Below are 17,677 nucleotides of genomic sequence, written 5' to 3'. Positions count from 1 at the left end.
TTGTTTGTTACCCCGACTTGCCGCAACATTTGTTGCGGCTTTTTTTTGCCTTTTATTTTGCCGGTAGTTACTTGTAATTAGACTGCAACAGTTAACGGTTACTTTGTTGGTCGTCGTGATATCTGCTTATTTACCCATAAGTTGTTATTAGGTAGTTATAGAAACTGAAGGCTGTTATCGAGCGCAGCACTGGTTTTTTGTAGTAGTACTGAGGTATGGCATGGTTGGGCAGTGGTTAGATGTGTTGGCAGTCGGTTGGTTTTTCTGTAGTTGGACTGGCTACAGTTGGTTTGCCTGGCATTATGGCAAGGTGACCCCTTGTTTAGCCTCAGTATTGCATCTTTACCGCGAAGATTGGATGAGGCGGGTGCTGACTAGAGAAAACCTAATAGCTGATACCAGTATTATTGCTAATTTAGAGCGCAATGTGTCTTTTTTTGCCTCCACGGCGATTTTGATTGTTGCTGGCTTAGTCACTACGTTAGCTGCAACCGATGAGGCGATTGGTTTTTTAAGTAACATGCCGCTGGTGTCTTCTACTTCCCTGCAATTATGGGAATACAAAATTCTGATTATGATCATTATTTTTGTCTACGCATTTTTCTCCTTTACCTGGAGCTTACGGCAGTACAATTTCAGCTCAGTATTGATTGGCAGTGCCCCACGGCAAGATGAAAATGATGTGTCGGAGCCGGAGCGAGACAGCTTTGCGATTCGTTCAGCCAGAGTATTATCTATGGCGGGCAATCAGTTTAACTATGGACTTCGCTCTTTCTACTTTGGTTTGGCCACCCTGGCTTGGTTTATAACACCCTGGTTGTATATGGTTGCAACCACCATTGTCGTATTAGTGCTCTATCAACGAGAGTTCCAGTCATCCGTATTAAAAACAATGCTTTATACTGAAAAGTAACCGCTGTATTGCACTCTAGTCAGTAAAAACGCAACAGCTTGTCGGTAAGTGTTTGCTAATTACCTGGCTCCTCACTAACCTTTGCCTCTTTTTTGAAATTGACTGGTAAAGTATGGCGTTTACGTTGCTGGCTTTAGGGCTTGCTTTGTTTGTTAGTGGGGGAGGCTACTTTTTTTGGCTTGCCTATCAGCGGTACTCAATCTTGGGTGTTTTGTGTATTGTGCCGCCTGTAGCTGTTTGGCTTGGGCTTCGTCACTGGGAGCAGGCTCGGTTTGCCTGGTTAACCCAGTTTATTGGGGTGGTTAGCTGCTGCTGTGGGTTAACAGTCATCAAACACGAACAGCCAGACACTTGGCAGCATTGGTCTGAACGCACTTATGCAACTGTATTTCAGGTGGTGGTTCAATTGAGGCAATTGCCTGTCAAAGAGCAATACCTGGCTTTACTTGCTCAGTTTGAAAAAAAGCCTACAGAGGAACCATTAACAGGTTTATTAGCAGGAGAGCCGTTTAACCCCAGCCAGGTTATTTACACAAATGAACAGCTGGTGTTTAACCAGCTGGGGAAAGATAACGATCTGCCTGAAATGTCTCTTAGTATTCATTTACCTGAAAAACATTGGCATTTGCTTCATCATCAGGGGGAGCTGAGTTTGGTCGATGCACCTTTTGCAGTAAGCTGGTACAGCAATACTAGGGATGATGCCGCTTGGGAAGAGCAGGTAGGTATTAAGCGGTTTAAACTGATACGCCTTTATAATCGTCAATTGGCGTTTGACCTGCAACTTGATGATACCAGTCAGCTATTTGGCTATGCTGAATATCGCTAGTAAATCTCTTTTCTTTTTTAGTTATTGAAAAATCCATAACTATCCCCATTTAGCCATTAACTAAGTCATTTACTAACAGCTGGTTTAGTCCTGTTAGTAATTATCTTTTGTATTGTAAAAATAGGTAATAGTCAGCATGACAGTGGAAACTAAAAAAGAAACGTTAGGTTTTCAAACTGAAGTAAAGCAACTGCTTCACTTGATGATCCATTCGCTTTACTCCAATAAGGAAATTTTTCTTCGTGAGCTGATTTCTAATGCTTCCGATGCGGCTGATAAATTGCGCTTTGAGGCGTTATCTAATGCCGATTTGTATGAAGGTGACTCTGACCTGAAAGTGCGGGTGAGCTACGACAAAGAAGCTAAGACTGTTACTATCAGTGATAATGGTATTGGTATGACCCGTGAAGAGGTGATTGAAAACCTGGGGACGATTGCTAAGTCAGGTACCGCTCATTTTCTTAAGTCATTAACGGGAGATCAGCAAAAAGATGCTCAGTTAATTGGTCAGTTTGGAGTTGGTTTTTACTCGGCCTTTATTGTGGCGGATAAAGTGACATTGACCACTCGTCGTGCAGGCGACCAAGCAGCAGTGTGCTGGGAATCTGAAGGAGAGGGTGAGTTCACTATTGAAGAAGTGGAAAAAGCGGCTCGTGGTACCGAAGTAACCTTGCATTTAAAGCCGGAAGAAACAGACTTTGCTGATGGCTATCGGTTACGCAGTGTGATTCGTAAATACTCTGACCATATTGCTATCCCTGTGGTGATGAAAGAAGAAGCAGCAGCACCAACAGGCGATGAAGAAAAAGATCAAGAAAAGGCTAAAGAAGAGCCAAAAGATGAAGTTATCAATACTGCTAAGGCAATGTGGACTCGCCCTCGTACAGAAATTTCTGATGAAGAGTACAAAGAGTTTTATAAGCACATCAGCCATGACTTTGGTGAGCCATTAGCCTGGAGTCATAATAAGGTTGAAGGTAAGTTAGACTACACTAGCCTTTTATATATTCCTACCAACCCGCCATTTGATATGTGGAACCGGGAAGTGCAACATGGCCTGAAGCTTTATGTGCAGCGGGTCTATATCATGGATGAAGCGGAGCAGTTCTTACCATTGTATTTGCGGTTTGTTAAAGGTGTATTGGATACTAATGATTTGCCATTGAACGTATCCCGTGAAATTCTGCAAAAAGACAGCAAAATTGATTCTATCCGCAGTGCCTTGACCAAGCGGGTTCTGGATATGCTGGAAAAACTGGCGAAAAAAGATGCAGAAAAATATGCCACTTTCTGGAAAGCCTTTGGCCAGGTCTTAAAAGAAGGCCCTGCAGAAGATTTCACTAATCGTGAAAAAATTGCCAAGCTGCTGCGTTTTAGTACTACTCACACCAATAAAGCCGAGCAAGATCAGTCACTAGAAGACTACGTAAGCCGGATGAAAGAAGGGCAGGACAAGATATACTTCATTACGGGTGAATCGTTCAATGCAGCCAGCAATAGCCCTCATTTAGAAGTCTTCCGTAAAAAAGGCTTGGAAGTCCTGATACTGCACGACCGTATCGATGAGTGGTTAATGCAGCAACTAGGTGAGTTTGATGGCAAGCAGTTAGTCGATGTGGCTAAAGGTGAGCTTGATTTAGGCAAACTGGATACCGAAGAAGAGAAAAAAGTCCATGAAGAAGTGGCTAAGGAAAAAGCTGACCTAGTTGAAAAGGTAAAAGAAGCTTTGGGTGATAAAGTCGCTGAGGTGAGAATATCCCATCGCTTAACCGACTCACCTGCTTGTTTGGTTGTTGGTCAGTATGATATGGGCGCTCAAATGCGTCGAGTATTAGAAGCGGCTGGCCAAGCAGTACCTGAAATCAAGCCTACCTTTGAAATCAACCCTGACCACCCACTGGTTGAAAAGTTACATAATGAAGCGGATGTGGATCGCTTTAACGACTTAACTGAAGTACTGTTCGATCAAGCGAATTTAGCAGCAGGCGGTCACTTAGATGATCCCGCTCAGTATGTACACAAGTTAAATAAACTGTTGTTGGAATTATCGAACTAAATTGTTTTTAGTGTTAAAAATAATTTAACGCTAAAATGAAAAGCCACCTAAAACATCGGGTGGCTTTTTTATGATAAATAAAAAAATAATACGTTAATCTTTTGCTTGCTTCTATTTCTCAAATTCACCTCAAATATTCTTAAAAGTCATTTTTGGATCATTGCTTTTCAAAACAATAAAGAAATCTGAGTCATAATTAAAAAATAATATTAGGTTAATCTAATGTCTGGTGTGATTAAATCTGGTGACATGTGGGGTAATTATTCTTTTTAGTTATTAACGGTTGCTTTGTGATTCCAGTAACACTTTTAAATTTATTTGAAAGTAAATCCAAAAGGGGGAGGTCTTAAAGTACGAGATGGTAATAGTGATCTAATATTGTAGAGATTAGACACATGTGTGACTAATACGAATGTGAGAATTACCATCCCTTTACGCAAATATGAAATTTAGGAGTTTATCATGAAAAAAACAGCAGCCTTGTCTGTCGCTTTAGGAACTTTAGTTGCTCTATCTGCTGCTTCAAATATTGCCCTTGCTGGCGATAAAGTGAAATGTTATGGCGTGATTGAAGCTGGTAAGAATGACTGTGCTGCTAATGGCCATTCCTGTGCAGGTCAAGCTAAAGTTGATAATGATCCAAATGAGTGGAAATACATGGCTAAAACAGAGTGTGAAAAACTAGGTGGAACTATTGGTAAGCCTAAAAGCTAATCGTGCAGGTTGATTCTCAAGATGCAAACTGAGAAACAAATATCCAGCCGTTGCCGGGATATCCCGGCAACGGCTGGCATAGGGTTGAGGCAGCCTCATCATCAAGCATTTGCTGATAGTAAACCTGGAATTGATTGGGTTGAGGTGCACTCAGAAAATTATTTTGAAATGAATACACCACCGTTTGATTTTTTAGTGAAGGTGAGAGAAAACTATGCACTTAGCCTTCATGGTGTAGGGCTATCTATAGGATCTACTGATCCTTTAAATAAAAACCACCTTCAACAATTGAAGACAATAATTGATGTATTTCAGCCAGGCTTGGTATCTGAGCATTTATGCTGGGTATCAGAAAATAATGTTTATTTGCAGGACTTGCTACCATTGCCGCAAACAGAAGCAGCAATAAAACATGTGGTTGAACGTATTGATTGTGTGCAAAACTATTTAGGCAGGAAAATATTAATTGAAAATGTCTCTTGCTATTTAAACTACCCACATAATGAAATGCCAGAATGGGTATTTTTAGCTGAAGTAGCAAAACGCAGTGGTTGTGGCATTTTATTGGATGTCAATAATATTTATATTAATGCGTTTAATCATAAATTCTCGGCTTGGGAGTATATTGAAAATATTCCTAAACAACTGGTCGAAGAAATTCATTTGGCAGGTCATCAACAAATTCAAGCAGGTGATGAAACGTTATTGCTAGATCATCATGGTGATAAAGTCATTGATGAAGTGTGGCAGTTATATCAAAAGACGCTGAAGTTGTTGGGAAATATACCTACACTGATAGAGTGGGATACCCAATTACCGGAATTACCTGTGTTATTAGCTGAAGCTGAAAAAGCAAATAGCTATTTATTAAACCAAAGCGAATGGTCTTTAGGGGGCTAACCTGCTACTGCAAGGTTTGCGATAGCAGCGCTAACTGTATTAAAGAGCGTTAGCTGGGTCATCGAGCGATGAGTCCCATGAGTTTATGGTTTGATAAATGATTGGGGCGAAGGCAGTTAAATGCTCCTCGGCAATTGCTCCTGCATTGCCCTAATACATGACATCCATGTCATAATGCATGAACTGCATTTCCACCTTCCTTGGTGGTCAGCGACGACAACAAACCATAAAGATCATTCGCGAAGGGTTAAAATGTAATCATGAGTACGCTGCATAACTGGCTGCACCTATTTTCAGATAGTATTCGAGAAAATGAGGCAGCAATAAAAAAATTTTCTGCACAGTCATCTATAAGTAATATAGCTGAAAAACTAGCGATTTATCAGCAAAATCATTTTGGTAATATTACACAAGCACTACAAAGTACTTACCAGGTGCTTAATGAAATAATGGGAGAAGGACGGTTTAAAAGCATTGCACACAACTATATCAAACAGCATCCACCAAAAGAAGCTAATATTAATCGCTATGGGGAATCGTTTGCACTATTTCTGAAAGAGGAACCCTCACTACAGGATTATCCTTATTTGTCAGAAGTAGCTAAGTTGGAATGGGCAGCACATACTGCATTTTTAAGCCCTTTAGTTAAACCCTTAGATATAACTGTTTTGGGTACCTTGGCTGATGAATCGACAGTAGACTTAAAAATCAGTTTAGCGCCATCCGTCGTATTAGTTTATTCCGAATATCCTGTTCTTGATATTTGGCAAGCGAATCAACCAGGTGCAGCAAGTCGGATGTTGAATATTAGTCAGTCTGAAAACTGCCTGTTAGTGATGCGAGAACAGGATAATTTTTCTATGCAACCTATTACCAAAGCAGAATATATTCTTCTGAAAAGTATTCAAGCGGGCGCTTACTTTAATGACAGTATTCAAGCCGCTTTAGTAGAGGATGAAAATATTAATATTGGCGAGGTTCTTCAACAATACATCCTGCAGGGGATATTCAGTGAAATAGAACCGGTAAAAGCTTAGTTTTATAGAAAGTAACAAATAGAGGCTTTGTTGGGAGAGGTTAAGTTATGTGGCAAAATATTTTAAAAGGCTGGCAACAGTTGACTTGTATATCAAATGTGTGGTTCGCACCGGTTGTTGATTTAATCATGCGTATCTATGTTGGTTTGGTATTCTGGCGCTCAGGTGATACCAAGCTTGATAGCTGGGATACGACGCTATTGCTGTTTGAGCACGAATATAATGTACCAGTTATCTCTCATACTATCGCCGCCTACATGGCAACAGCCGCTGAGCTGGGTTTATCTGTGCTGCTTATTGTTGGACTAGGTACCCGTTTTGCTGCGGCAGGATTATTTTTAATGACACTGGTTATTGAATTATTCGTATTTCCCTACGGATCAGAAGGTCACTCAACCGATCATTATTACTGGATGATAATATTAGGTAGTTTATTGGTTAGAGGCGGCGGCGCTATTTCGGTTGATTATTTTTTATGGAAAAAATGGAAGCAGGGAATAGTTTAATAATAGTTGCTTTTAATAAATAAAAAACCGGCTGAAGGCCGGTTTTTTGTGAGTAACTAGAAATAAATTTCAAATAACTCATTAAATTATAATGCTAAATTTCAACAGCTTTTTTACTGGAAGACTTAATACAAGTGGCTTTTGTTGAGGTACCTGCACTAATCAATTGCCAGCCTTTTTCGCAACCGCATTGGTTGCTAATCAACTTTGCTGGCTTTATTAGACGAAACGGTTTGTCTTTATACAGCCAGCAATAACCCGCAATGGTACCCTCTGGTAGCTCGGTATAGTTTGACCAGAACATTGAGAGGAGGCTTCATCATTTAATTAGTAAGGTAAATAAGATTACCCTACTATAAAGAAGTTTTCTTGCTGCCCCATACTAAGCTTATTACCCGTTTTAGGCTTTTTATTTTTCTTATTAAGATAATCGAGTTCCTGTTGATAGCGGCTTCTCATTATCTCCATTTCGTTAGGAAAGAGGCCTTCTAAGGATAAAATAAACTCTTTTAAGTAACGGTCGCTTTTCATGCGGTTTAAGTAATTGTAAGTTTCATAAGAGGTGATTACATCTCTCCCAGCATTAATATTGTTAATCAACTTCAATGCAGCTGTCTTTTCATTCTCTTTGATGCTACTATTGTTTGATCGATTATAGTCAATCATATGAAGAATCAGTCGTACGGCATAAGGGGTGCCGTAGTCTGGTAGTAAATTGAGTGCCTGATGATAAGCATAAACGGCTCTTTCTTTGTAGAGAGGGGAGTGGCTTTTTTCATAAAGTGACATATCGGCTATTGCAATATTGACCCAAGTGTAATACGAGAAACTGAAGTCCTTCTCAAATTCAGTTTGTAGTTTATGCACTTCTAGCCATCTTTCGGCGTTAACTAAAACCTTTACATAGCTATCTAAAAACTTAGGGAAGAAGTTTTTATCTTTTGTTTCAAGTGCTCTGCTGACTAGGCTTTTAAATTGTTTGGCTGCTGTTGAGTAACTGATTTTTTTTGCTTTTATATTTTTTAATATTTTTTCGACTTCAATTTCTAATGCTGATTTTTGTAGGCTGAGCAGCTGTGATTTGATGTTTTCAAACTCTTTATTGGTAGCAGTTTTTGCTGTTTCTTGCACAGTACTGATGACTTTAGGGAAGATATTTTCTTGGGCGCGATGTAGCGCTTTGTATTGTTCGTTGAGCGTATCAAGCTTGTAACTTAGGCGATCTTCCAATGGTTTAATGGATTTTTTGATATGCTTATCCATGTTTTCTTCTACTTCCTTGTTAATATCTTCTTTTACCTCTGTGATCAGCTTGGGTAGTTGATTGATTCCAAAAAATGATAGCACAACAATTGTAATGCCAACCCAGTTACGCCATGTTGAAATTCGTCCATGCAGCTGTTCGCTGACATCTTTAGTAATTTTTGAAACAGTAATGCTTTCGAACTCTTCTTTAGGAATTCGATAGTAAGAGTGGTCGATATCATCAATCAGTTTAGAGACTTCCTCCTTTAAGCGTTCGACATCCTGTTTGGTTTCTTCGTCGCTTTCTTCTGTCATTTTTCATTATAGGTGTTTCATAATAGATAATGAGGTGCAGCGTATATTAAGGTAAAAGTAGCAGTATCGATTCAGATATCAATTATTAGGGGTGTCTTATGGAAATCTAGATATTAATCGCGAGATGGCATTGCTTGGCTATAATGGATTACATGATTACTGCAGGGTGAAGACGATGTTTAGGTTAATCTTATTATGGCTTGTAATGGTGGGTACAGCAGGTTTTTTGCAACAGGCAAGTGCTCAACAGGAATTCTTGATTGTCGGTGAGGAGTGGCCGCCATTTGAGTTCAAAGATGGTGATAAGGTGGTAGGTATTGATGTGGATATTGCCACTCATATTTTTAAGGAGATGAATATCCCCGTTGTTTTTAAAATGCTGCCATGGAAGCGTGCTTGGAGTATGGTTGAAGAGGGAAAAGCAGATGCTGTTTTCTCGACCAGCTTTAAGGAAAAAAGAGTACCATACCTAATTTACCCTAAAGAACATATGTGGATGAGTGAGTTTGTATTTTTCAATAATGCTGCCAATCAACTTGATCAATTTGAAGGCTATAAAACAGTGGTGGAAAAGGATCTGAAAGTAGGGATTATTAATGGTAACTCTTATCATCCCAGTTTTTGGAAAGCTTTTCCCTACCAAGATGGCTCAACAGAATATGATGGAGCAAAGCTATCGCAATTAAATAAGCAATTAAAAGGAGCGGTTGATATAAAAGTCAATTTTAAAAAGCTTGCCTCTAACCGAGTCGATGTATTTGCTGCAGACAAGGTGATTGGGCAATTTACAGCAAAATTACTAGGGCTTAATAAGGATATTGGTTTTTATGATGTAGCTTTGTACTCAAAGCCTTACCCTATGCCATTTGTCAAAAAATCCAAGTACCCTGATATAGAAAAAGTGGCAATGGAATTTGAAAAGCGATTAAAAGCTTTAAAAGCCAGCGGCCAATATCAGGCAATCATGGATAAGTGGCTTAAGTAACTCAACAAGTAGACTTTGCGCTATAATGTCGTCACTTGTTTTAGTTGAAAAGTGATATATTGAGCTATGCGTCGGTGTCTAGTAGGGTTTTTTAGCAGTTGTTTGAGTCTTGTGGCTGTTGCTGAGCCGTATGTTTATGTAGTTGGTAAATTTCAATTGCAAGGAACCAGTTATGCCCAGGCTGCTTTTCTGGGTAGTAAAAAAATGAAGGATTATGCGGCTTGTGAAGAAGAGTTGAAGAAAGGCCGAAGAGGGCAGTGGGATAAAGTATACCATGTATTAAGACCTGTACGCGGCGCTAGCTATACTGCGGATTATCGCTGTGCAATGAGTGATCAACAGTTTAGTCACTGGCGGGGAGCTGGTGGTCGGATGCGCTACGTTTACTTAGTGGATGTAGCAGGTGATCAACTTGTTGCCACTGAGCATAGCGCCCTTGGTAAGTGTACAAAAGCGTTGAGGGAGGCAAAAGCAAAACTATCATCTTTTGCATTTTGCGGGCAATCTAGTCAACAAGTATTAGAAACCAAAAAATAAGCAGTCATTTGGGTGTGCTCTAGTAAGCATGCAATAAAAAAGGCAAACCAAACAGGTTTGCCTTTTTAGTGTTAAAAGCACAGATAATTAGTTACTTTTCATAGCGACGCAAAATAAGCGAGGCATTGGTACCACCAAAGCCAAAGCTGTTGGACATGATGGTATTTAAAGTAGCTGTTTCTGATTGAGTGACTAGTGGCAAGCCACTGACACCTTCGTCTGGGGTTTCAATATTAGCAGAGCCAGCAATGAAGTTATTTTCCATCATTAACAAGCTATAAATAGCTTCATGTACGCCAGCAGCACCTAATGAGTGGCCAGATAAGGATTTTGTGGAGCTAAACTTAGGTAGTTTGTCACCAAACACACGTTTCATGCCGTTAATTTCAGTGATATCACCCACAGGAGTACTAGTGCCATGTACGTTAATGTAATCAATAGGGGTGTCAACTGTCGCTAATGCTTGCTGCATACAACGAATGGCGCCTTCGCCTGATGGGGCAACCATGTCATAGCCATCAGATGTGGCACCATAACCCACTACTTCGGCATAAATTTTGGCACCACGGGCCAGAGCATGTTCCAACTCTTCAACCACAACCATACCGCCACCGCCGGCGATAACAAAACCATCGCGATTCGCATCATAAGGGCGTGATGCTTTTTCCGGTGTTGCATTATATTTAGATGAAAGTGCACCCATGGCATCAAATAAGGCAGTTTGTGACCAGTGCTCTTCTTCACCACCACCAGCAAAGACGATGTCCTGCTTGCCCATTTGGATTTGCTCAACAGCATTACCAATACAGTGGGCACTGGTAGCACAAGCTGAGGTGATTGAGTAGTTGATACCTTTGATTTTGAAGGGGGTAGCCAAGCAGGCAGAAACGGTTGAACCCATGGTTCTAGGTACCCGATAAGGGCCTACTCGTTTTATGCCTTTTTTCCGTAAAATATCTGCTGCTTCAACGATATTTTCAGAAGATGCACCACCAGAACCAGCAATTAGCCCGGTACGATGATTGGATACCTGCTCTTCAGATAAACCTGCATCTTCGATGGCTTGCTTCATTGCTAAATAAGCAAATGCAGCGGCTTTACCCATAAAGCGGATTTGTTTTCTATCAATATGAGCACTTAGGTCAAGATCAACACTGCCTGCTACATGGCTACGAAAGCCCATTTCTTCGTAAGCAGGGTTAAATTTAATACCTGAGCGACCTTCTTTTAAAGAATTAAGGACTGCTTCTTTATCATTACCTAAACAAGATGTAATGCCTAAGCCAGTAATCACTACTCGTTTCATGTTTTGCTAGCCTTAAAATGAGTCAGTGGATGTAAACAAGCCTACTCGCAAAGTGTCGGCTGTGTAAATTTGTTCGCCATCAACGCTTACACTACCGTCAGCGATACCAAGAATCAATTTACGAGAAATAACCCGCTTCAGATTAATATGGTAAGTCACTTTTTTGTGGGTGGGTAAAATTTGCCCAGTAAACTTGACTTCACCGCTGCCAAGCGCTCTACCACGACCAGGTAAGCCTTTCCAACCTAAGAAAAAGCCCACTAGCTGCCACATTGCATCTAAGCCTAAGCAGCCAGGCATCACTGGGTCGCCTGGGAAATGGCAGGAAAAAAACCACAAGTCAGGGTTAATATCGAGTTCGGCAATAATTTCACCTTTGCCATAGGCACCGCCCACTTCGTCAATATGAGTGATTCGATCAATCATCAGCATATTAGGGGTTGGTAATTGTGCATTACCCGGACCGAATAATTCGCCACGGCCACATTGGAGTAGTTCTTCACGGGTAAAAGCATGTTTACGGGTCATTCGCTATACCTAAGCTAAGTTCAATACAACAACAATGTTTATTTGGGGTTATCTGGCAATAAGTTAGGCTAATCCACGGGGCTTAAAGGGTAGTTTAAGTGGGATGGTTAACTTAAATAATGATATGCATGTTGCTGGGGAGTCACTATTCATCATTTTCCTCATGGGTTGCCAGTATATCACTAAATGCCTATGGAATTAATGGGGTTTGCAACTTTTTAATCTAACTAAAACACAATTAATGATTCTGACATCATGGTTATCTTGGTTTAGCCAGGCCATTGGTTGTCACATGTATTACTTATTATAAGCTGTATATTTGATCACTTTTAAGCGGGATAAGCTGTGACAGCAAATAGTCTTTCATAATGAATAAGTTGTTTCTACCTGTAATGAATAGTGATTTGGGGCTGCAATTTATAATAATTATCCAGCTAGCGCCAGATTGGAATGAAAACAGCTGTTTTAATTTTGTTGGTGTTGTTTGATTAATGATCAGTTGCTTGTATTGAACGGGCCTCAGGAATGAAATATAAATATTAGCTGATATTGAGGAAACAGCAGTCTTATTTCTGAAGGTAGTTGAGGCTGGCCAGCTAGATTGCGACACTTGCTAGCGAGAGTGGAGTGGAAAAAAGTGCACATGGGTGATTGACTACTTCTTGTATGTTGGCCTTGCTAAAAAGCAGGCCTCAACTGTGTTATGCTTGAGATATTTTAAAGCGGTATAAAAAAGCTCTAGAAGCAAGCCCTAACGAAAGCCCTAATGAAAGCTCTAAAGAGAACGGCAGATGAAGCGAATAGTTGCAGTATTAGGTGGTGGTAGTTTTGGTACTGCCATTGCAAATATCCTGTGTCATAATGGCCATCAGGTCAAGCTATGGCTGCGTGATCACCAATTAGCTGATCATATTAATCATCAACATGTTAATAATCGTTATTTTCCTGATTACCCGTTACACCCTGCTCTTATTGCTACGACAGACCCGGTTCAAGCAGTAGCGGATGCTGAGCTGGTTTTTATTGCAACCCCCAGCAAAGCCTTTCGTGCCACTATTCACCCTCTTCAACAACAACTGGCGGGTAAGTGTATTGTCAGTACCACTAAAGGTATTGAGGCTGACAGTTTTATGTTGATGAGCCAAATTCTTCAACAAGAGATTCCAACGGCGAAGGTGGGTGTGTTAAGTGGACCTAACCTGGCAAAAGAAATTATGGCAAAGGGGCTGACTGCTACCGTGATTGCCAGTGCAGATAATGAGCTGCGTCAGCTGGTTCAGTCAGTATTACATTGCGACTATTTCCGTGTGTATGGTAATGACGACATGTTTGGGGTAGAGCTGGGTGGGGCCCTGAAAAATATTTATGCCATTGTGGCTGGTATGGCCGAAGCAATGGGGATGGGGGCGAATACCAAAAGCATGTTGATTACCCGTGCATTAGCAGAAATGAGCCGATTTGCTGTAAACATGGGGGCAAATCCCATGACTTTTATAGGTTTGGCTGGAGTGGGTGATTTAATTGTGACCTGTATGTCACCTCTTAGTCGAAACTTTCAGGTGGGGATGGCATTGGGTCAGGGGAAATCCTTGGAAGATGCTGAGGCTGCATTAGGTCAGATAGCAGAAGGCGTCAATACCCTACAACTGGTGAAAGATCAAGCAGATCAAATAGGGGTTTATATGCCACTAGTGTCGGGTCTTTATGAAGTGGTTGTAATGAAGCAGCCGGTTGAAAAAGTTGTCCGCAGCTTAATGCTGGGAGAACAAAAGACAGATGTTGACTTTAGTGTCACAGAACTATTAGCGAGGCAGTAAATGGATCAGTTGGTAAAACAGAATATCAAGTCAGACTCCCAATGGCTAAGGGTATTGTTTATCGTACTCTACGGGATAGCCTATCAAGTTGCAGAGTTAGTAGTGCTATTTATAGTGATAATTCAAATACTATTTTCGCTGTTTACTGGTGAACCAAACCAAAAACTGACCCAATTTGCTGATGGGGTGAATCGGTTTATCTTCCAAATTCTCCAGTTTATTACTTACAAAACTGACGAGAAGCCGTTTCCTTTTCAAGACTGGCCAGAGCCTTCAGCGCAAGTTGGAAAACCTTCAGCTCATTTAAAACAGCCTGCGCCTGATGAAGATGCACCAATTGCAAATAAGTAGCCCTCAGCCGCATTAAACAGTGCTGCCAATGGTGAAAAGGCAGCTAATAACTAACAGGGTGGCAAACCAGTAGGCTCTTGTTGAGTAATGCTAGGAAACTAGGAAACTAGAAAACAGATATTTAATAAGAAATGATGCAGCTATTGATTATGCGTCATGGTGATGCTGCCATGACTATACCTGATGCAGCAAGAGTCTTGACTCAGCAAGGTGTACAACAAGTGCAACAGCAGGCAAACCAGCTGCTGCAGGAACAGCTGATTCCAGATCAAATTATTGCTAGTCCTTTGCAACGTGCCCAACAAACTGCAGAACTAGTGGCACAAGCAATAGCGCCAGCGGTTAAGGTAAAAACACTGGGCTCGTTAACCCCAAATGACTCTCCTCAGACAGCATTACAAGCACTTGATGACAAAGCAAATTCGGGTGAAGTATCGCTCGACACAGGCTGTATATTAGTGGTGAGTCACTTGCCGCTAGTGGCTGTATTGACCAGCTTACTGGTTGAGGGACATCAACAGCGGGCTTTTACTTTTATGACCGCTGATGTGGTTGTCCTTGAAGCTGAAGTGATAGCAGCAGGATGCTGTCAATTACTCAAACAGCTTCGGGTGCAGTAAGTATTGCGGTTTTAATAGCCTGCTTTAGTGAAAGATATAGCACTAGTGAGTCAAAAATAGATAAAGCAAGCTTGATTTGTAGTAAGCTAACATATGTTTTAAATGACTGTATGTTAGCGGAGCTGCATTTTGACTCCTATTCACTTTTCTCATGCGAATGGTTTCCCTGGTGAAACCTATCAAGCGTTATTTCAAGCACTAGAGCAGCGTGGTCTTAGTGTTGATTACTTGTCTTTGCATGGCCACAACCCCCGCTTTCCTGTTGCTGATAACTGGTTGGGGCTGGTGGATGAATTAATTGAAACCATAAAGCAACGTCATCAACGGCCAGTGATAGCCGTTGGCCATTCGTTAGGCGGGGTGTTATCTGCTTTTGCTGCAGAGCAACAACCCCACTTATTTAAAGCGGTTATTTTATTAGACTCGCCAGTATTAACAGCCCTGGACTGCTCAATTGTTAATCTGGCAAAACGGCTGGGGCTGATTGATAAGATTACTCCAGCGGGACGAACCAAAGGTAGAAGAAACCTTTGGGTGAGCAGGGAAGAAGCTAAGCAGTATTTTTCAAAACGGTCTTTATTTGCCCAATTTACAGAACAGTGCCTGGATGATTATGTTGAACATGGGCTAGTTGATCATAATACAGGTGTTGCCTTAAGGTATGACCCTGAAATAGAAGTCTCTATCTATCGAACTATTCCTCATATTAAACTCAGCAAACACTATAAAGTGCCAACAGCGTTGGTTTATGGAAAACAAAGCGATGTCATAAGACGGCACCAAGTGTCTATGATGCGTCGGCAGCGAAATTTTTATGTACGTGAAGTGGCAGGTAGCCACATGTTTCCTTTGGAAGACCCTATTGGCACAGCAGGACAAATCATTCATGCAATACAACAGCTCCGGCCTGGTTTCCCCTTTAATTGAAACAACGTTAAATACAGCGCGGCCTATTACCATCAAACATCAAGGACAAACCTGGGCTGGATTGGCATGGGGGCCCGCCGATAAAGCGCCTTGGCTGGCTTTTCATGGTTGGCTGGATAATGCAGCCAGTTTTGCTCAGCTAGCCGCACAGTTACCAGACCAGCATATTATTGCTGTTGATTTAACTGGGCATGGTAAGAGCCATTTTAGGGTTGGGGAAGGTGCTTATTTATTATGGGATTATGTAGCTGATATTCGTTCTATTTTAATGGGGTTGAATATTGATCAGGCATCATTAATTGGGCACTCGTTAGGGGCCATCGTTTCGGCTATGTATGCAGGCTGTTACCCAGAAAAAGTAGCGCGGCTAATTTTATTAGATGGGCTAATTCCATTTACCTGCCGTGATGAAGATACTCCCCAACAGTTGCGCAAAACCTTAGAGCAAGAGCCTATTTTAGTTAAATCAAGCCGTAGTTATGAATCGGTCAGACAAGCAGTAAAAATAAGACAGCTACAAGGTAAGTTGTCTTTTGAAGCGGCTTGGCTGCTGACAGCTTATGGGCTTGAGCCAGTGCAAGGTGGCAGTAGTTATCGCTGGCGTTATGACTCGCGTTTAAAATTACCTTCACGTTGGCGTTTAACAGAAAACCAAGCAGGTGCTTTTATCAAAGCAATTCAAGCTAAACTTTTATTACTGGTGGCAGAACAAGGACTCTTTCCCGATAAACTACAACAGTGTGCCAATCATTGGTTGGCTGAAGCCGCTTGTATCGTCGTTCCGGGCCATCATCATTTTCACTTAGAGCAGGAAACAGTAGGAACAATCGCTGATGAAATCCATCACTGGCTGAGTGAATAACAACGGTTATCTTAATGAAGCAATGTAAAACCCTATGAGTAGTACACAAGAGATCGTTACCATCGCTAATATGCAAAAAACAGTATCGTTAGTATTGGGTAGTGGTGGAGCAAGAGGTTATGCCCATATTGGTGTCATAGAAGAACTCACGAGTCGTGGTTATCAAATTAAATGTATCGCTGGCTGTTCAATGGGGGCATTAGTGGGTGGTATTTATGCCGCTGGCAAACTGTCTGATTTTGAAGCTTGGGTAAGTGAGTTGAACACCCTTGATGTAGTAAGGCTGTTGGATTTGCGCTTAAAAGGTCAGGGGGCTTTAAAAGGCAATAAAGTATTTGAGGTATTGCGGGAAATGGTGGGTGACTGTGCCATTGAGTCGCTACCAATCCCTTATACGGCAGTTGCCACTGATTTAGAAGCACAACGTGAGGTGTGGTTCCAATCTGGCCCCTTGCTTGAAGCCATACGTGCTTCCATTGCCATACCCAGTATTTTTACTCCAGTTCGAATTGGGTCACGACTATTTGTTGATGGTGGCGTATTAAACCCGCTGCCTATTGCCCCAACGGTATCTGCCCATAGTGACTTAATTGTTGCGGTTGACTTAAGTGCTGATGATGATGGGCTTGATCTGCCTACTAGTCAACAGGTAGTGGTTCAGCCTCAGGCGCCGACAGCTCTTGATCGCTGGTTTGCTCAGCTAAAGTTGCGTACTCAAGGGTTTCGTGAGTCGCGTAAAGATGAATTTACCAGTGTCGTAGAAGGGGACGACCCCGTGTTAAAGCGGGGGATGCTGGATATTATCAACGAGTCTTTGGAAACGATGCAGGGCGCATTAACACGTTACAAGCTGGCGGCACATCCGCCGGATGTTTTAATCGGTATTCCCAAAAGTATTTGCCGCTTTTATGAGTTTCATAAAGGGCCAGAGCTAATTCAAATGGGGCAGGTGATTGCTAGGGATGTGTTGGATCGGTTTGAAGCTCATCAGCGGGAAAATGGCGGGAAGAATAATGGAAATGGCGGCAAAGTGGTGATTCGGTAGTTGGGGGTGGCAAAACTACACTGCTAGTGCCTTCTCCTTTTGATGGCGTCGCGAAAGGGTGTTGAAAATAAGTCTAGTGTCCGATATGGAATAACAGGATATTCTTCCGCCGCGCTTGAAGTGCCATCCCTGGCCCATCAAGCGCTAAAAAGGCATCCATGCCTTAGCTATGAACACCCTGTCA

Annotated in this window: 19 protein-coding genes; 15 read left to right on the top strand and 4 right to left on the bottom strand. The window is 41.5% G+C overall.

Annotated features, from left to right (window positions below; genetic code table 11):
* Nucleotides 1-220 precede the first annotated feature (220 nt).
* From OQE68_RS01535 to OQE68_RS01505, 7 genes are all read left to right on the top strand, one after another.
* Nucleotides 221-913: a DUF599 domain-containing protein gene (locus OQE68_RS01535; protein ID WP_180568492.1), complete on the top strand. Its 693-nt coding sequence runs from the start codon at nucleotides 221-223 to the stop codon at nucleotides 911-913.
* Nucleotides 914-1,025: 112 nt separating this feature from the next.
* Nucleotides 1,026-1,742 carry a hypothetical protein gene (locus OQE68_RS01530; protein ID WP_180568493.1) on the top strand — a complete coding sequence of 239 codons (717 nt, stop codon included), beginning with the start codon at nucleotides 1,026-1,028 and terminating at the stop codon, nucleotides 1,740-1,742.
* 136 nt (nucleotides 1,743-1,878) lie between these two features.
* Nucleotides 1,879-3,798: a molecular chaperone HtpG gene (gene htpG / locus OQE68_RS01525; RefSeq protein WP_180568494.1), complete on the top strand. Its 1,920-nt coding sequence runs from the start codon at nucleotides 1,879-1,881 to the stop codon at nucleotides 3,796-3,798.
* A 462-nt stretch (nucleotides 3,799-4,260) separates the two neighbouring features.
* A complete protein-coding gene (locus OQE68_RS01520) occupies nucleotides 4,261-4,512 on the top strand; it encodes a BufA1 family periplasmic bufferin-type metallophore (protein WP_180568495.1) in 252 nt (83 codons plus the stop codon).
* Nucleotides 4,513-4,533: 21 nt separating this feature from the next.
* A complete protein-coding gene (gene bufB, locus OQE68_RS01515; RefSeq protein WP_180568496.1) occupies nucleotides 4,534-5,412 on the top strand; it encodes an MNIO family bufferin maturase in 879 nt (292 codons plus the stop codon).
* 260 nt (nucleotides 5,413-5,672) lie between these two features.
* Nucleotides 5,673-6,449: an HvfC/BufC N-terminal domain-containing protein gene (locus OQE68_RS01510; protein ID WP_180568497.1), complete on the top strand. Its 777-nt coding sequence runs from the start codon at nucleotides 5,673-5,675 to the stop codon at nucleotides 6,447-6,449.
* 47 nt (nucleotides 6,450-6,496) lie between these two features.
* Nucleotides 6,497-6,955, top strand: a complete 459-nt coding sequence (locus OQE68_RS01505; protein ID WP_180568498.1) for a DoxX family protein — start codon at nucleotides 6,497-6,499, stop codon at nucleotides 6,953-6,955.
* A 94-nt stretch (nucleotides 6,956-7,049) separates the two neighbouring features.
* On the opposite strand, the gene OQE68_RS01500 is transcribed toward OQE68_RS01505, so the two are convergent.
* Nucleotides 7,050-7,259 carry a hypothetical protein gene (locus tag OQE68_RS01500; RefSeq protein ID WP_180568499.1) on the bottom strand — a complete coding sequence of 70 codons (210 nt, stop codon included), beginning with the start codon at nucleotides 7,257-7,259 and terminating at the stop codon, nucleotides 7,050-7,052.
* Between the two features lie 41 nt (nucleotides 7,260-7,300).
* Complete coding sequence (locus OQE68_RS01495; RefSeq protein ID WP_180568500.1) at nucleotides 7,301-8,515, bottom strand: hypothetical protein; 1,215 nt, start codon at nucleotides 8,513-8,515, stop codon at nucleotides 7,301-7,303.
* Nucleotides 8,516-8,690: 175 nt separating this feature from the next.
* Here OQE68_RS01495 and OQE68_RS01490 point away from each other — a divergent pair, with 175 nt between their 5' ends.
* Together OQE68_RS01490 and OQE68_RS01485 are read left to right on the top strand one after the other, a co-directional pair.
* Nucleotides 8,691-9,500, top strand: a complete 810-nt coding sequence (locus OQE68_RS01490; protein ID WP_180568501.1) for a substrate-binding periplasmic protein — start codon at nucleotides 8,691-8,693, stop codon at nucleotides 9,498-9,500.
* Between the two features lie 66 nt (nucleotides 9,501-9,566).
* Complete coding sequence (locus tag OQE68_RS01485) at nucleotides 9,567-10,037, top strand: hypothetical protein (protein WP_180568502.1); 471 nt, start codon at nucleotides 9,567-9,569, stop codon at nucleotides 10,035-10,037.
* 91 nt (nucleotides 10,038-10,128) lie between these two features.
* Here OQE68_RS01485 and fabB read toward each other — a convergent pair whose 3' ends face one another.
* Together fabB and fabA are read right to left on the bottom strand one after the other, a co-directional pair.
* Nucleotides 10,129-11,343, bottom strand: a complete 1,215-nt coding sequence (fabB, locus tag OQE68_RS01480; RefSeq protein WP_180568503.1) for a beta-ketoacyl-ACP synthase I — start codon at nucleotides 11,341-11,343, stop codon at nucleotides 10,129-10,131.
* Nucleotides 11,344-11,355: 12 nt separating this feature from the next.
* The gene (fabA, locus tag OQE68_RS01475; RefSeq protein ID WP_180568504.1) at nucleotides 11,356-11,871 is read right to left on the bottom strand and encodes a 3-hydroxyacyl-[acyl-carrier-protein] dehydratase FabA; all 516 of its coding nucleotides are present in this window, start codon (nucleotides 11,869-11,871) and stop codon (nucleotides 11,356-11,358) included.
* Between the two features lie 791 nt (nucleotides 11,872-12,662).
* Here fabA and OQE68_RS01470 point away from each other — a divergent pair.
* The 6 genes from OQE68_RS01470 to OQE68_RS01445 all read left to right on the top strand — a co-directional run bounded on the left by OQE68_RS01470 (nucleotide 12,663) and on the right by OQE68_RS01445 (nucleotide 17,493).
* Nucleotides 12,663-13,688 carry an NAD(P)H-dependent glycerol-3-phosphate dehydrogenase gene (locus tag OQE68_RS01470; protein WP_180568505.1) on the top strand — a complete coding sequence of 342 codons (1,026 nt, stop codon included), beginning with the start codon at nucleotides 12,663-12,665 and terminating at the stop codon, nucleotides 13,686-13,688.
* Nucleotides 13,689-14,039, top strand: coding sequence for a DUF4389 domain-containing protein (locus OQE68_RS01465; protein ID WP_180568506.1), 351 nt, complete (start codon nucleotides 13,689-13,691; stop codon nucleotides 14,037-14,039). It begins immediately after the preceding gene.
* A 131-nt stretch (nucleotides 14,040-14,170) separates the two neighbouring features.
* Nucleotides 14,171-14,659 carry a phosphohistidine phosphatase SixA gene (gene sixA, locus OQE68_RS01460; RefSeq protein ID WP_219340026.1) on the top strand — a complete coding sequence of 163 codons (489 nt, stop codon included), beginning with the start codon at nucleotides 14,171-14,173 and terminating at the stop codon, nucleotides 14,657-14,659.
* Between the two features lie 129 nt (nucleotides 14,660-14,788).
* Nucleotides 14,789-15,586 carry an alpha/beta fold hydrolase gene (locus tag OQE68_RS01455; RefSeq protein WP_219340027.1) on the top strand — a complete coding sequence of 266 codons (798 nt, stop codon included), beginning with the start codon at nucleotides 14,789-14,791 and terminating at the stop codon, nucleotides 15,584-15,586.
* Nucleotides 15,546-16,448 carry an alpha/beta hydrolase gene (locus OQE68_RS01450; RefSeq protein ID WP_180568508.1) on the top strand — a complete coding sequence of 301 codons (903 nt, stop codon included), beginning with the start codon at nucleotides 15,546-15,548 and terminating at the stop codon, nucleotides 16,446-16,448. Before OQE68_RS01455 ends, OQE68_RS01450 begins: the two co-directional genes overlap by 41 nt.
* Before the next feature lie 34 nt (nucleotides 16,449-16,482).
* Nucleotides 16,483-17,493, top strand: a complete 1,011-nt coding sequence (locus OQE68_RS01445; RefSeq protein ID WP_255490859.1) for a patatin-like phospholipase family protein — start codon at nucleotides 16,483-16,485, stop codon at nucleotides 17,491-17,493.
* The last annotated feature ends 184 nt before the right edge of the window (nucleotides 17,494-17,677 follow it).

The sequence above is a fragment of the Spartinivicinus marinus genome (assembly GCF_026309355.1).
Lineage (GTDB): Bacteria > Pseudomonadota > Gammaproteobacteria > Pseudomonadales > Zooshikellaceae > Spartinivicinus > Spartinivicinus marinus.
This window is presented reverse-complemented; position numbering and strand designations above follow the sequence as displayed.

Coding starts and splice junctions, on each gene's coding strand:
- OQE68_RS01535 (WP_180568492.1), top strand. CDS start 221: ATGGTTGGGCAGTGGTTAGATGTGTTGGCAGTCGGTTGGTTTTTCTGT.
- OQE68_RS01530 (WP_180568493.1), top strand. CDS start 1,026: ATGGCGTTTACGTTGCTGGCTTTAGGGCTTGCTTTGTTTGTTAGTGGG.
- htpG (WP_180568494.1), top strand. CDS start 1,879: ATGACAGTGGAAACTAAAAAAGAAACGTTAGGTTTTCAAACTGAAGTA.
- OQE68_RS01520 (WP_180568495.1), top strand. CDS start 4,261: ATGAAAAAAACAGCAGCCTTGTCTGTCGCTTTAGGAACTTTAGTTGCT.
- bufB (WP_180568496.1), top strand. CDS start 4,534: ATGCAAACTGAGAAACAAATATCCAGCCGTTGCCGGGATATCCCGGCA.
- OQE68_RS01510 (WP_180568497.1), top strand. CDS start 5,673: ATGAGTACGCTGCATAACTGGCTGCACCTATTTTCAGATAGTATTCGA.
- OQE68_RS01505 (WP_180568498.1), top strand. CDS start 6,497: ATGTGGCAAAATATTTTAAAAGGCTGGCAACAGTTGACTTGTATATCA.
- OQE68_RS01500 (WP_180568499.1), bottom strand. CDS start 7,259: ATGTTCTGGTCAAACTATACCGAGCTACCAGAGGGTACCATTGCGGGT.
- OQE68_RS01495 (WP_180568500.1), bottom strand. CDS start 8,515: ATGACAGAAGAAAGCGACGAAGAAACCAAACAGGATGTCGAACGCTTA.
- OQE68_RS01490 (WP_180568501.1), top strand. CDS start 8,691: ATGTTTAGGTTAATCTTATTATGGCTTGTAATGGTGGGTACAGCAGGT.
- OQE68_RS01485 (WP_180568502.1), top strand. CDS start 9,567: ATGCGTCGGTGTCTAGTAGGGTTTTTTAGCAGTTGTTTGAGTCTTGTG.
- fabB (WP_180568503.1), bottom strand. CDS start 11,343: ATGAAACGAGTAGTGATTACTGGCTTAGGCATTACATCTTGTTTAGGT.
- fabA (WP_180568504.1), bottom strand. CDS start 11,871: ATGACCCGTAAACATGCTTTTACCCGTGAAGAACTACTCCAATGTGGC.
- OQE68_RS01470 (WP_180568505.1), top strand. CDS start 12,663: ATGAAGCGAATAGTTGCAGTATTAGGTGGTGGTAGTTTTGGTACTGCC.
- OQE68_RS01465 (WP_180568506.1), top strand. CDS start 13,689: ATGGATCAGTTGGTAAAACAGAATATCAAGTCAGACTCCCAATGGCTA.
- sixA (WP_219340026.1), top strand. CDS start 14,171: ATGATGCAGCTATTGATTATGCGTCATGGTGATGCTGCCATGACTATA.
- OQE68_RS01450 (WP_180568508.1), top strand. CDS start 15,546: ATGCAATACAACAGCTCCGGCCTGGTTTCCCCTTTAATTGAAACAACG.
- OQE68_RS01445 (WP_255490859.1), top strand. CDS start 16,483: ATGAGTAGTACACAAGAGATCGTTACCATCGCTAATATGCAAAAAACA.